The organism is Candidatus Amarolinea dominans (genome assembly GCF_016704685.1).
Classification (GTDB): Bacteria; Chloroflexota; Anaerolineae; order SSC4; family Amarolineaceae; genus Amarolinea; species Amarolinea dominans.
The window spans coordinates 123,406-135,980 of sequence record NZ_JADIZS010000002.1 but is presented as its reverse complement, the minus strand read 5'-3'; the positions used below and the strand labels follow the sequence as shown (position 1 = coordinate 135,980).

At 63.4% G+C, this 12,575-nt stretch carries 11 protein-coding genes; 7 read left to right on the top strand and 4 right to left on the bottom strand.

Translation table 11 applies throughout. The features are described from left to right. Positions 1–8: 8 nt before the first annotated feature. Entirely contained in the window at positions 9–4,226 is a 4,218-nt protein-coding gene (locus IPF85_RS02200) for a DNRLRE domain-containing protein (protein WP_343406428.1), read from the bottom strand. Between IPF85_RS02200 and IPF85_RS02195 the strand changes: the two genes are divergently transcribed. Next, positions 4,225–4,497: a hypothetical protein gene (locus IPF85_RS02195; protein WP_343406427.1), complete on the top strand. Its 273-nt coding sequence runs from the start codon at positions 4,225–4,227 to the stop codon at positions 4,495–4,497. The two genes, IPF85_RS02200 and IPF85_RS02195, sit on opposite strands and share 2 nt — an antisense overlap. Positions 4,498–4,554: 57 nt before the next feature. Here IPF85_RS02195 and IPF85_RS02190 read toward each other — a convergent pair whose 3' ends face one another. Continuing rightward, positions 4,555–4,974, bottom strand: coding sequence for a BON domain-containing protein (locus IPF85_RS02190; RefSeq protein ID WP_343406426.1), 420 nt, complete (start codon positions 4,972–4,974; stop codon positions 4,555–4,557). A gap of 257 nt (positions 4,975–5,231) precedes the next feature. On the opposite strand from IPF85_RS02190, the gene IPF85_RS02185 reads away from it, so the two are divergent. Next, on the top strand, positions 5,232–6,116 hold the full coding sequence (locus IPF85_RS02185) for a hypothetical protein (RefSeq protein WP_343406425.1): 885 nt from the start codon (positions 5,232–5,234) through the stop codon (positions 6,114–6,116). Positions 6,117–6,150: 34 nt separating this feature from the next. On the opposite strand, the gene IPF85_RS02180 is transcribed toward IPF85_RS02185, so the two are convergent. Next, complete coding sequence (locus IPF85_RS02180) at positions 6,151–6,987, bottom strand: YwiC-like family protein (protein WP_343406424.1); 837 nt, start codon at positions 6,985–6,987, stop codon at positions 6,151–6,153. Positions 6,988–7,380: 393 nt separating this feature from the next. Here IPF85_RS02180 and IPF85_RS02175 point away from each other — a divergent pair, with 393 nt between their 5' ends. The 5 genes from IPF85_RS02175 (at position 7,381) to IPF85_RS02155 (ending at position 11,612) form a co-directional block, all read left to right on the top strand. After that, complete coding sequence (locus IPF85_RS02175) at positions 7,381–8,235, top strand: 3-hydroxyacyl-CoA dehydrogenase family protein (protein ID WP_343406423.1); 855 nt, start codon at positions 7,381–7,383, stop codon at positions 8,233–8,235. 91 nt (positions 8,236–8,326) lie between these two features. After that, entirely contained in the window at positions 8,327–8,788 is a 462-nt protein-coding gene (locus IPF85_RS02170; protein ID WP_343406422.1) for a DUF3887 domain-containing protein, read from the top strand. Further along, positions 8,788–9,369, top strand: a complete 582-nt coding sequence (locus IPF85_RS02165; protein WP_343406421.1) for a pseudouridine synthase — start codon at positions 8,788–8,790, stop codon at positions 9,367–9,369. The genes IPF85_RS02170 and IPF85_RS02165 overlap by 1 nt, the downstream gene beginning before the upstream one ends. A gap of 52 nt (positions 9,370–9,421) precedes the next feature. Next, positions 9,422–11,119, top strand: a complete 1,698-nt coding sequence (locus IPF85_RS02160; RefSeq protein WP_343406420.1) for an AMP-binding protein — start codon at positions 9,422–9,424, stop codon at positions 11,117–11,119. A 7-nt stretch (positions 11,120–11,126) separates the two neighbouring features. Beyond that, complete coding sequence (locus IPF85_RS02155) at positions 11,127–11,612, top strand: GNAT family N-acetyltransferase (protein ID WP_343406419.1); 486 nt, start codon at positions 11,127–11,129, stop codon at positions 11,610–11,612. Between the two features lie 87 nt (positions 11,613–11,699). Here the strand turns inward: IPF85_RS02155 and IPF85_RS02150 are convergent, their stop codons facing one another. Beyond that, a complete protein-coding gene (locus tag IPF85_RS02150) occupies positions 11,700–12,503 on the bottom strand; it encodes a GNAT family N-acetyltransferase (protein WP_343406418.1) in 804 nt (267 codons plus the stop codon). Positions 12,504–12,575: the final 72 nt, after the last annotated feature.

Genomic DNA, 12,575 nt, shown 5'->3' with positions numbered 1-12,575 from the left:
CCTGGTTTCTACGGCTCCAGGTACACGATCGTCAGTTTGGGCCGCTGCGACGGCACGCCCCACAGAGGCGAGGCGAGATTGTACTGCACCTGCGCCTGACCGCTGGCTTCCAGCAGCAGTCCCAGGTTGGATGCAGGCGTCCCCTGCCAGGCGGTCACCAGGCCGGTCACATTCCAGGTAAACCAACGCGCCACCCCATTGACCTCGGCGCTCGCCAGCGCGGGCGTCAGGCGATCGCTGGCGCCCTGCGCACCCGCCAGCTGCCAGGCCGCGGCCGCGCTGGCCCGATTCCAGGTAGCCTCGGCGCTCACCCACGGTCGCAGCAGTTGAAAAACCTCTCCGGTCAGGGCAAACTGGTTCGTACTGCTGTCCGCGTAGAGGGCCAGTGTGGCGCTGACAATCGTACTGCCAACGGGCAGCGCGCCGGCGAGATCGAAGCGCAGGAGCACGCTGGCGATGGCCGGTGCGCGCAGACTGAGCATGGCATCGCTGGCGTAATTGGTGTCCGGGAACCACTGGTTGAGACTGGCGCCGCTGCCGGTCTGGATTGTGACCGTTTGTGGCGCCGTCAGCCGCGGGCGGTAGGTGATCGTCAGCTTGGGGCGCTGTGCGACGGACGCCGCCTGCGCGCTGGCGTAGCCCCACTCCACCTGCGTGCTGCCGCCGGCGCTGATCAGCACACCGTAGTTGCCCGCCGGATTGGCCGCCCACTGCGCCACCGCGGCGGTCAGGTCGAAGTTGACCCAGGCGCCCACGCCGGCCGTCTGCGCCACGGCCAACGGCGTGACGCCCCGGTCGGCCGCACCACTGGCGCCAGACGTCTGCCAGGTCTCCCCGGCACGCGGCGCCAGCCAGGTGACGGCATCCTCGTCCCAGGGTCGTAGAAGCGCGTAGGCGGTCAATGTCTGCGCGGCGCTGTTGCTCTGGCTGCTGGCGAAAATCTCCAGGCGGGCGCTGATGATCTCGGCTGCGGCGTTCAGCCCGGACAGGGCGCTGAGATCGAAGCGCAGCGCGGCGTGTGCGCCATCGCCCGTGCGCAAAGTCAAGGCCGGCGCCGCGCCAAAGTTGCTGCTGGGATACCAACTGTGCAGCGTGGCATCGGCCGCGCCGCCATAGTTTTCCAGGCCCTGCTGAAGCGTGACCGTGGTTGGGGCGGCGGTCGGTTGTGGCGTGGGCGTCCGCGTCGGCGTGGGTGTGCGCGTCGGCGTCAGCGTCACGCTGGGCGTCGGCGTTGGCGTCGCGCTGGGGCCAACGGTGGGCGTGGCGGTCGGCGTCGCGGTCGGGCCAGGCGTCGGCGTGCGCGTCGGGGTGACGGTGCGGGTGGCGGTACGCGTGGCGGTTGGGGTCGCGGTGGGCGTGCAGGCCACACAGGCCGTGGCGGTCGCCGTCACGGTCGGCATGTCGCCCGGCAGCAGGTATTCGATACGCAGCGAGGGGCGATAGGTGATATCCGGCCATTCGCTGCTGGCGAATTCATACTGCACGTTGCGATTGGCAAATGACTTCAGCACCAGGCCACGGTTGTTGCCGGGATCTTGCGCCCAGCGTTGCACGATCTCGGTCAGCTCCAGGCGCGCCCAGGTGTTGGCGCCGAAGACGTGGCCCCAGTCTTCGGCTTCGGGCGAGCGATCGGTCATGGTGTCGTTGGCGCCAGGCAGTCCCCAGGGCGTTCCGCTGTGCGCTTGCAGCCACGTGACCTGCCAGACTGACCAGTTACGATACAGGTCATAAGCGCGCAGATAGAATCCGGTGTCAACCGTGGCCGCGGTCGAAAAGAGCTTCAGCTCTGCCTTGCGAATCTGAGCGTTGGCCGGCAGTTGACCCGCCAGGTCGAAGTAGATCAGGGCGGCAAATTCGTCAGGATGGCGTACGACCAGCTTGGTTTGCCCCTCGAAAATGCCGTTCGGGCTCCAACTGCTGATGTACGTGTCAATGACGCTGCTGTAGCCGCTGAGGCCCTGCTGCAAGGTGCGCACGCGTGGGGTGGGCGTGGCGGTGGCCGTGGCCGTTGGCGCCACGCCAGTGCTGGTGGGGCTGGCCGTCGGCGTCGGCGTTGGGGTAGGCGCCCCATCCGGCAGCACATAGCGGATGACCAACTGCGGGCGCTGTTCCATTTGGGGCCATTCGGCGCTGGCAAAATTGACCTGGGTCGCATTGCTGTCTGCGCTGAAGAGCGCCAGCCCGCGATTGGTCAACGGATCGGCCTGCCAGGCGCGCACCGCCGCGGTGACGTCCAGTTCAACCCAGGTGGCGGTATCGCCGGCCGGGCCGCTGCTTTCCGGCGCAGCGCGGCGGTCGCTGCCCAGGCCGTTGGCGCCCGGCTCAGTCCAGGGCGAGCCGGCCGCGGCCTGCTGCCAGGTGGCGTAGCGGTCGGCCCAGGGGCGCAGCAGCCGGCTGGCGCTCAGCGTGATTTCGCCCGGCGCTGTGCGTCCGGCCACGGCCAGGCGCAGGGTCGCCACGACCACCGGCGCCTCTTTGGGCAGCGTCTCCAAGTCAAAGGCCAGCAGGACGACGCCGGCGTTGTTCCCGCGCACACCCAGCACGTCATTGGCGCCAAAGTTACGCGTGGCAAAGGCTGCACTCAGCGCCGTGTCGCGATTGCCCGCGTACGCCCGCCCGTTGTCCAACACCCGCCCCTGCTGCAAGGTGAGCGATACCGTTTGCGGCGGCGTTGTGGCGTTGTGCGGTTTGACCTGCACCAGATGGATGGTTTCGTTGCCGTCGCCGCGGCTGTGCAGGCGAAAATCGCTGCCGGGATGCTCGCCGCCGCCCGGCTGCTGATTATTGAATCTGGCGCCGGTCGCGGTGAAGGTGACGGTCTTCCAGGTGGCCGTGTTGGTCTTGCGCACCTGCCCTGCGCCCTGGTAGAGGGTGGCGGCGGTGGGATATTCCAACTCCCAGGTGTCGGCGCCCGTATCCAGGTAGGTCACGCTGATGTCCAGCGCCTCGCCGTCATGCAGGGCCACGTAGCCATCGGCGATGTCGAAGTAGAGATAGGGATTGGCCGGTGCGTCGGTGCGCCGCGTGTAGCGCCCCTGCGGCGCGGGGCCGCTGTTCCAAAGCGGCGTGCTGCGGCCGCCGGGCGCCTCATCGTTCTGCCACAGCCAGAATTCGTAGTTGCCGCGATCGGGATACCAGGTTCGTTCCGTCTCGCGCAGAGCCACCCACACGCCTGGCGTATCCAGCAGGCTGCTGCCTAAGTGCGCGTTGGCGAAGTCAAGAATGGCGCGGCGGTCGGGGTCGGTGGTGATGTCGCTGGCCAGGACCATGTAGTCGGCGTGCTTGTCCAGGCCGTTGAAGATGCCCCAGGTGGTGCCGGTCAAGCCGGTGATCAGATAATCGTAGCTTTCCCAGCCAATCGGTACGCGGTCGCCCCATTTATTCATCAGGTCGAACGCGCCGGCCTGATAAAAGCTGTAGGCGGGATTATCGTAGACCACGCCGTCGTTGTCGGGCAGCATGCCGTTGTGCTTCAGGCCGATGCCCCGGCTGGCCGCGTAGTCCGCAAACTGGCGTCGTTCGGTATCGTGCTGAAAGACAGACGCCATTTGCAGCAGCAGGGGCGTGCGCTGAAAGGCGTTGGCGTAGAGGTCCGTGATGGATTCAACCGCATGCACCCACAGGTCGGAGGTCAGCCCGGCGGCGATGGCGCAGGCCTGAAAATCGGCGTCGGTTGGGTGCGTTTCACCGAACGTGCCGACGCCCATCTCCACCCAGGCCAGGCGAGGATCGCCGTCGTAACGTGCGGCCAGCGCCTGGATGAACTCACCGTACGCGGCCTGGTAGGTGGCATCCCAGGTCTTGGGAATGGTCCAGCCCTGGTCGCAGGTCAGGCGGGCGCTGGGGTGTTCGACATAGACCCAGTGCGGCACCATGTTGCCGCCGCAGCAAATGCCCGAATAGGTCGTGATGCCCATGCCGCCCGGCAGGCCCCAGCCGGCTTCGGTCTGCAGCCAACTGTCAATACTACTCCAATCGTAGACGCCCGGCGCCGGGTTGAGATATTTCCATTCGAAGATAATGTTGCTGCCCTTGATGGGAAAACGCCGTGGATCGAGATGGCCGAAATCCTCGAACGCGTAGATGCCGGGAGAGATGGCATGGGCTGCGGGCTGTGGCCCATCCCTGCCTGGTAGTACGTCTTTTTCCGGCTGATGCGCTGCGGCTGCACCGGCTAACACGGAATTGGGGAAAGTCGTCAGGCCGGCCAGGAGGGCTGCCAGCATGAACGAAACAGCAAGAAAAGATAAGAATAGTTTGTTCTTCAACATAGATGACCCCATGACAGATAATCAGGATAACGGGTCAACATTAAGGGTGCATGAACCTGGCGTCTGGCAAGGTGTCAATTCTGTCAGAAAACAACAGAAAACGGAGGGCGTTCAGCCCTCCGTTTTCGATTCTTGCTTACAGATGACCTGGATCGGTTCCAGGCCTGTGCCCTGTTTACTTGGCTGTCACCTTGATGCTGCGCGGGCGCAAGGCCATGCCCGCTGAATCAGGCAGGTGAGGTCAGTGCGCTGAACAGGCTGGCAACCGGTTGTTCGACCGGGGTCAGAGGCATTTCCTCCTCCTCCACGGCCCGCACCCGGGGATGCCCTGCACGATGTCTAAAGCTGTTTTGCGTGCCGCCGCCGGTAAGACGCCCACAATCGTGATGCGTCCCAGGTAGGCGTTGACACGCAGCGGAAATGCAGCCGTGCGGCTGTCGGCGGCCAGGCGCTGAGATGCTTCCATCTCCAGAACGTTGTCAACGATCAGCTTGCTCGTCACCGCGACATTGCCGGCCGTGGCACGGGCCAGCGCCAGCGCGCTGTTCGCAATCGCCTCGCTGCGCACAAAGCCGTACAACTCAATTCTGTCTGCACTGGTCTTGACGGCGGTCTCCGCGGCCGCATGTCGAAACGGCGGATAGCTCGCCAGTGCGCGACGCACCGCGTCCGCCGTCTGTTCGATCGTGGATGGTGATGTCATTCCCCTGCTCCTCATGGTCGTGTGGGGGTGGTCCAAATGTTGTCCTTAGGAACGAGAATTTTTCAATTATCTGGTTTAACGGCCCACGGGGTGGCTATGTTCGGACACTTATTTAATTCTCGTTCCTTATTATCGCGCCAAACCGCTTTTTTTGCATCCTCAGCCGCGTTCGATTTGCGATCTCTTGTCGCGCGTTATTGCACCTGTAAGGTTATGCTGGTATCATGGTTTGTACTTGGATCAAAGGAGACTGAGTCATGAACATAAACGACCTTTTACAGGCAATGTTGGCGCCGCGCGGCAATCAGCCCGCGGGAACTGGGACTGGGACTAACGATGATCCGCTCGCAGGGATTCTCGACGGCTTACTCGGCGGCGCGGGCGCTACGCAGCAACCAGGCGCCGCGGGTGATGATCCGCTCGCAGGGATTCTCGGTGGCTTGCTCGGCGGCGCGGGCGGTGCGCAGCAACCAGGCGCCGCGGGTGATGATCCGCTCGCAGGGATTCTCGGCGGCTTGCTCGGCGGCGCGGGCGGTGCGCAGCAGCCAGGCAGCGGCGGGCTGGAGGACATTCTGGGCGGCCTGCTTGGTGGTGCGGGAGCCACACCTGGCGTTTCGCAGACGCCGGGAAGTGCGGGTGCGGGCGGCCTTGCGCAAGTCCTGGTTCAGGTCCTGGGTGGCAACCGGGAATTTGCGGGCATCATCGAGGGCCTGGCCGCCAAGATCGGTTTGCCTCCGGCCGTTGCACAGATGGTCGTGACGTTCGTGCTGGAGAAACTGCTCGGCGGCAGCAGCACGGCGACCAGTACTACCTCGTCACGCAAACGTCAGGCGGCTGCCGCTGCATCACAGACAAAAACCGGCCGGCCACGCAAGCAAACCCGCCCGGACAGCGGCGCGCTGCGCGACATGTTCCAGCAAGGCACGCGCATCGAACCGGGCTACCTGAAGCGATCTGGTCTGGCCAGCGAGCTGGCGCAGCGCACCGGGATGGACTCCGCGACGGCCACGCAGAGCCTTGACTATGTATTTGGCGCGTTGCAGGGCCGCACCACTCAGATGAGCGGCGAGAGCACCCAGGTCGAGGGCCTGAATACACCGCCGCAGGGACATCGTCGCGATTTACCGGCCGCGAACCGCTAGGCAAACAACCGGTGGCCTGAAGTTTGGCAGCGCGTCAAGAAGCGTCCGCTGACAGGCGCCAGGCCACGATGAAGAGCACGGTAAAGAGCGTACTGACGATCAACTGGCGCACACCGATGCGTGTCGGTTTGACCCCGGCTGCCGGCCGCAGCGTGCCGTAGACGGTCTCCACCGCCTGCAGCAGAAAGGGCAGGGGTAGCAAGGTCGGGAGCACGTCGGTCAGCACCAGCGCGGTCACGGCCACCAGGTTGAACCAGGTATAGGCCAGGGCGCGAGCGGCCACACGCAGGCGCTGGCGCACGGATGGCAGCGTCTTCCACGGGCGCTGCTCCAGACGCAGGCCGGCATAGACGATGGAAGCGGCCGACTGAAACCAGGCCAGCGCCCAAAGCCACCAGCCCATCGGATCCGGCGCCCCGCGGCCAATCCAGTAGGCAGCCGGGGCCGCAAGCGCCAGCACACCGCTGGCTACGATCTCGACGCCGAGTTGACGCCGCTCGGCGCGGCGGGCTACCAGGTACAGATACCACACAAAGACAGGCAGACCCGGCAGGGCCAGGATGGCAAGCTGCGCCTGGCCCTCCCACCACAGCCCTGCCAGGCCGATCAAGGCCAGCAAACCGTAGAATGCGCTCCAGAAACAGGCCGGCGCCAGGTCCTGCGGGCCACGACGCTTACTCCACACCTTGACGATGACCGTCAACGGCTGGCGAAACAGGAAGACGGCCAACGCGGCTACGATCAGCCAGCCTGAGGCGGCCGTCCAGCGGGCGCCGGCAAACAGTCCGATCAGCAGCGGGCTGAAGAGAAATACCCACGAACCATGTTCTTGCGTGATAGCAATGTGCTTTTGCCACAGCGATTGTTTCAAGACGACTTTTTTCCTCTGCATGTACTGATTCGTCACACGTCATCGGGCGCCGGTCGAGGGCGCCGTGCATTGGGTCATCGGTCAGGGCCGCACCGTGCATTGTACCGGCAGAACGCCGTTCGGTCAACGTCGCAAGTGCCCCCTGCCCCCCAATTTTGGGGGAGCCGAACGCTTTCCCCCCCAGGATTGGGGGGCAGGGGGCCGCCTGAGCAGTTATCTTTGCACGAGCATACTGACTTATGACGCGCTGTGACGTGACAGGTTGCTTGTTTGGAAAAAACTGTGTACAATAAGATTACAGTAAGATTACAGTAAGATTACAGTAATCAAACGAACACGGTAGGCCCTCACGGGGTCAGTTTGAGGTCCGTAGGACAGAAAGGGTGCGGGGCGATGATCAAGGTCGTCAGTGTGGTGGGCGCCGGTACCATGGGCAGCGGCATTGCCTACGTCAGTGCCCTGGCCGGCGCAGACACGCGTCTGTACGATCCGTTTGCCTCCGCACTGCACAAGGCGCGGAACTACCATGCGCACACCCTCAGCCGGGCGCTGACCAAACAGCGTTTGACCCAGACCGAGGCTGACGCGGCCCAGGCCTGCCTGTCTTATCATGACCAATTGGCCGATGCGACGCGCGGCGCCGATCTGGTGATCGAGGCCGCGCCCGAACAGATCAGCCTCAAACAGGAGTTGTTTCGTCAGATCGAGACGCTGGTCGCATCAACAACCATCTTGGGTAGCAATACGAGTTCCCTGCCCATCACCGAGATCGCGAGTGTTTTGGGCTATCCTGGCCGGGCCATTGGTATTCATTTCTTCAACCCTGCCCCGTTGATGACCCTCGTCGAAATCATCCCCGGCCTGGACACGACACCGGCTACTGTCGCTGCGGTGGAAGCGTTCACACGCCAGGCCGGCAAAGACCCGGTCATCGTCAAGGACTATCCGGGCTTCATCACCACGCGTATCGGGCTGATGTACGTGGCCGAGGCCATCTTCGCCTTGCAGGAAGGCGTGGCCGAACGCGACGCGTTAGACAAGGCCATGCGCCTGGGTTACAACTTTCCGATGGGGCCACTGGAATTGGCGGACCTGGTGGGCCTGGATGTCATGCTGAATGTGCTCGACGCCCTCTATGACAACTATCGCGATGCCCGCTATCGCTCCCCCATCCTCCTGCGCAAGATGGTGCAGGCCGGCCGGCTGGGACGCAAGTCGGGCGAAGGATTCTATCGCTACCCCGGCTAGCCGGTTAAGCCAGGCTTGTGGTGACCTCCGATGACGTGAATGCGATTCCGGGGAATTCGATTCTGGAATGGAGGTAGGATATTTACATCACATGAATTGCATGAATGGCAAGAGACACGGGTCATGGCTGGTGCTTGCGCTGGTGATGGCCATTGGTTTGAGCGCCTGCAGCGGTGCGCAAACCGTGACGTTGAGTGGCCAGGACCGCGAGGCGGTCCTGGCCTACAGCGAGCCGATGACCGACAACCTGCTGGCCGGCATGAACGAAGCCGATTACGCCCGCTTTGCGCGGCACTTCGACGAACCGATGCAGAAGGCGATGACCGAGGCCGCGTTTCAGGGCATACTTAGCAGCATCGGCGCTAAGCTCGGCGCGTATCAGGCGCGGGAAGTCGCCCTGGTCGAAGATACCGGTGCGTTCATCCGTGTCACCTATACGGCCAGTTTTGCCAACGAAGACGGTGTGACCGTGCGCGTGGTTTTCAACGACGGCACACCCGATCATCTGGTCAGCGGACTGTGGTTCGATTCGCCGGTACTGCGCCAGAAGTGATGAGGGGCGCACGCTATTTTCTGCTGAACAAGCCCTATGGCGTGCTGTGTCAGTTTACAGATCCGGCCGGACGCCCGACCCTGGCCGATTGGTTTCCGGTGGCCGCTATGTACGCAGCCGGCCGCCTGGATACAGACAGCGAAGGACTCTTGCTGCTGACGAACGATGGCGATCTGATTCATCGCCTGGCGCAGCCCGCGTGCAAGCAGCCCAAGACCTACCTGGCGCAGGTCGAACGCATTCCCGATGCAGCCGCGCTGCTGAGTCTGCGCCAGGGCGTTGTCATCGAGGGCCGGCGCACGCAACCGGCGCAGGTGGAATTGCTCGACGCAGCGCCGATCTTGTGGGAACGCCCCGTACCGATTCGTTTTCGGCTGTCGGTGCCAACAGCCTGGCTGCGTATCACGCTCACCGAAGGACGTAACCGGCAGGTGCGCAAGATGACAGCAGCCGTGGGCTTTCCAACCTTACGCCTGGTGCGCGTGAGCATCGGGCCATTCGAAATTGGAGATTTGCAGCCAGGCCAGTGGCAGGAAGTGCCCCCCGCGCAGGTCAGGCTGCTGCTCAGCAGTCGTGTGTAAGTTCGCCGCCCCTGTTGGGGCTTGGACGTGAACGATTTCTTCAGGAGGCAACGTGAACGAAAAACCCTGGTTAGCGCACTATGATGAGGGCATTCCGGCGACGGCGGCCCCCTACTCCGGCACCCTTTTGGACAAGCTGGATGAGGCGGTCAGGCAACGCCCGGATGCCGCGGCAGTCTGGTTCAAGGGTACCACCTTGAGCTGGGGACAAATGGACGAGTTGAGCAATCAGTTTGCCAATGCTCTGATCGCCATGGGCGTGAAAAAGGGCGAGCCGGTGTCTTCACTGCTCGTCAATTCGCCCCAGGCTGTCATTGCCCAGTTGGGCTGTTGGAAGGTCGGCGCGGTCTATGCACCCCTGAACCCACTCTACACCGAACGTGAACTGGAGGAGCTGCTCAACACCAGCGGCGCACGCGTCATGCTGGTGTTGACGCCCTTCTACGCACGCGTCAAGGCGATTCAGTCCAAGACGAAGTTGGAATACGTCATTCCCACCCGCATCCGCGAGTATTTGCCCTTTGTGTTACGCCTGCTGTTCATCGCTCTCCGTGAGAAGAAGGCCGGGCACCAGGTGACACCGGCAACCGGCGACCACTACCTTCCCGAATTGTTGGCGGCGCAGGTCGGCAAGCCGCGACCGAACGTGCCGATAACGCCAGATGACGACGCGCTGCTCCTGGGCACCGGTGGCACCACCGGCATCCCCAAGGTGGCAATCGGCACGCATGGTGGCCTGTTGGCGGCCGGCAAACAGATCCGCACCTGGTTCAAGGATGCCCTCGTGGACTGGGATAGCTACTTCTGCCTGCCGTTGCCGCTGTTTCATGTCTTTGGCAATGGCGGCGCGCTCAGCACTAGCCTGTATGGACATTTCCCGCTGGCGCTGGTCCCCGACCCGCGTGACGTCAAGGACCTGGCCGAGACGATTGGCAAGACCAAGCCGGCCTTCTTCATCGGCGTACCCACACTCTATATCGCGCTCCTCAACAACCCTGAGGTCAAGGAAGGCAAGATTGACTTCCGCTCGATGAAGGCATGCATCTCTGGCGCGGCGCCCCTGCTGGCCGAAACCAAGATGGCCTTCGAGAAACTGACAGGCGGCCGCATCGTCGAGGGCTATAGCCTGACCGAAGCCATGATGGCCTGCTGCATCAACCCGTACAAGGGCGAGTTCAAGCTCGGCTCGGTCGGTATGCCAGTGCCCGACATGACGGTCCGCATCGCCGATGGGGTGACGGGCGAGGGCAGTCTGCCGACGGGCGAAGTGGGTGAGATCATTCTTCAGGCGCCGCAGATCATGAAGGGCTATTGGGGGCGCCCCGATGCCACTGCCGAGATGATCCAGATGCACGACGGTGAGCGCTGGCTGCACACCGGTGACTTGGGCTACCTGGATGAGGACGGCTATGTCTTCATCGTTGACCGCAAGAAGGACCTGATCAAGCCCAGTGGCTACCAGGTGTGGCCGCGTGAGGTGGAAGAGGTTCTAAGCCAACATCCGGCCGTGCAGGAAGCGGCCGTGGCCGGTATCCCTGACGCGTACAAGGGCGAAGCCGTAGCCGCGTGGATTGTGCTCAAGGCCGGTATGGTCGCCACCGTGGATGAGATACGGGCCTTCTGCAAGGAGCGCATGGCCGCGTACAAGGTGCCTACGCGCATCGAGTTCCGCGACACCCTGCCCAAGACGATGGTCGGCAAGGTCCTGCGACGCAGCCTGGTGGAAGAGTACAAACAGAAGAACAAGTAGCCGGCTGATGTCACCCGCCAGCGAACCGTCCGTCACAGTCATGCAGGTGCGACCCGCACGCGCCGACGAGCAGGCGCTGATCCGCCACATGGTGGCGAAGGCCCGGCTCGACCCGACGAATCTGCACTGGCAGAACTTCTTGCTGGCTGAGGTGGATGGGCAGGTGGTGGGTTGCGGTCAGATTCGGCCCTATCCGGGGCTGCGTGAATTGGGTAGCATGGTGGTGCGGTCGGCGTATCGTAAGCGCGGCGTGGGCGCTGCCTTGATGCGGGCGTTGTTGGCCCAGGGCACACCGCCGCTGTTCCTGGAGTGCCCGGCCTACCGGGTCAGCTTCTACGAGCGCTTTGGCTTTCGCCTGGCCGGTTTTGGCGAAATCCCATGGGTTTTGCGCCTGAAATGGCTCCTGGGCAACACCCTGGTGCGCTGGCTGAGCGGCGTGCCGATCCGGGCCATGCGTTGGGACGGAGACTCGCCGTTCGACAAGGTCTCCTGACCGCAGTCGGGGTGCTCGGTCGCACACCTGAACACCGTCATAAAAAGAGGCGGGTCACTCGACCCGCCTCTTTTGTTTTTGCTCAAATCACAGATCCAGTACCATCAACCACTGGCGTGCGGCCTCGTCCAGGCCTATGCGGGCCTTACTGGCCTGATACGAGAGCACCGGCAACTCCGTGGTAGTCCACGGCAGCGCCGGCAGTTCTTTGTGTGTACGAAAGCCGAGCTTTTCCCAGAAGGTGCGTCCACCGCTTCCTACCAGGCCATAGATGATGTCCAGGTCCTGACCGGCGCCGATTTGCAGTCGCGCCCATCCCCGTTCTCTGGCCCATGTCACCAGCGCCTGGGCTAAGGCTGTGCCGATGCCGCGCCGCTGGTAGGCCGTGGCATCCTCATTGTTTTCGTCGGACAAGGCGAGCAAGCCACTCTGAAACGTGGGGGCGCCCATCTCGATGCATTGAATGAAGAGGGTGTTGGCGGGATCATCGGCTTCCACCGCCGGCCAGAACCAGCTGTGGCGTAGGCCTTCCGAATAACGCCCCATGCGCAGCAAAAGTGCGCTGGGAAAGAAACGAATGACACCGACGATCTTGTCGTCGTGCCAGGCTTGAATGGCACAGGTGCCATAACGGTGGTTGACTTCGCGCAAGAATTCGCGCCGCTCGCTGGAGGCGCCAGGCGGGCAGACCAAATTCTGGCCCAGTCTCGGCGCTAGTTCGTCGAGCAGGCTATCAGGCCACGGGTGGTGCAGCAGGCGCGTATCCACACCATTGTCGGGTGAATGACGCAACTGTGCGGCCGCCAGCGGGCCGTGATGCAAACAGAGCGTAGTCACCAGATCGTCGCCCATCGGGCGAATGTTGATAGCGCCGTCGCTGGTAGGTTGCATGAGCAGGCTCCTCGTCGTTTGTCAGCACGTCTCGTCACCATCAACCATGTGCGGGGCGGCGCAACAATCATT

What these genes read in the sequence shown, in the direction of transcription:
- IPF85_RS02170 (WP_343406422.1), top strand. Translation starts at nt 8,327, where the DNA reads ATGAATTGCATGAATGGCAAGAGACACGGGTCATGGCTGGTGCTTGCG.
- IPF85_RS02155 (WP_343406419.1), top strand. Translation starts at nt 11,127, where the DNA reads ATGTCACCCGCCAGCGAACCGTCCGTCACAGTCATGCAGGTGCGACCC.
- IPF85_RS02150 (WP_343406418.1), bottom strand. Translation starts at nt 12,503, where the DNA reads ATGCAACCTACCAGCGACGGCGCTATCAACATTCGCCCGATGGGCGAC.
- IPF85_RS02175 (WP_343406423.1), top strand. Translation starts at nt 7,381, where the DNA reads ATGATCAAGGTCGTCAGTGTGGTGGGCGCCGGTACCATGGGCAGCGGC.
- IPF85_RS02190 (WP_343406426.1), bottom strand. Translation starts at nt 4,974, where the DNA reads ATGACATCACCATCCACGATCGAACAGACGGCGGACGCGGTGCGTCGC.
- IPF85_RS02195 (WP_343406427.1), top strand. Translation starts at nt 4,225, where the DNA reads ATGAACGAAACAGCAAGAAAAGATAAGAATAGTTTGTTCTTCAACATA.
- IPF85_RS02165 (WP_343406421.1), top strand. Translation starts at nt 8,788, where the DNA reads ATGAGGGGCGCACGCTATTTTCTGCTGAACAAGCCCTATGGCGTGCTG.
- IPF85_RS02200 (WP_343406428.1), bottom strand. Translation starts at nt 4,226, where the DNA reads ATGCTGGCAGCCCTCCTGGCCGGCCTGACGACTTTCCCCAATTCCGTG.
- IPF85_RS02185 (WP_343406425.1), top strand. Translation starts at nt 5,232, where the DNA reads ATGAACATAAACGACCTTTTACAGGCAATGTTGGCGCCGCGCGGCAAT.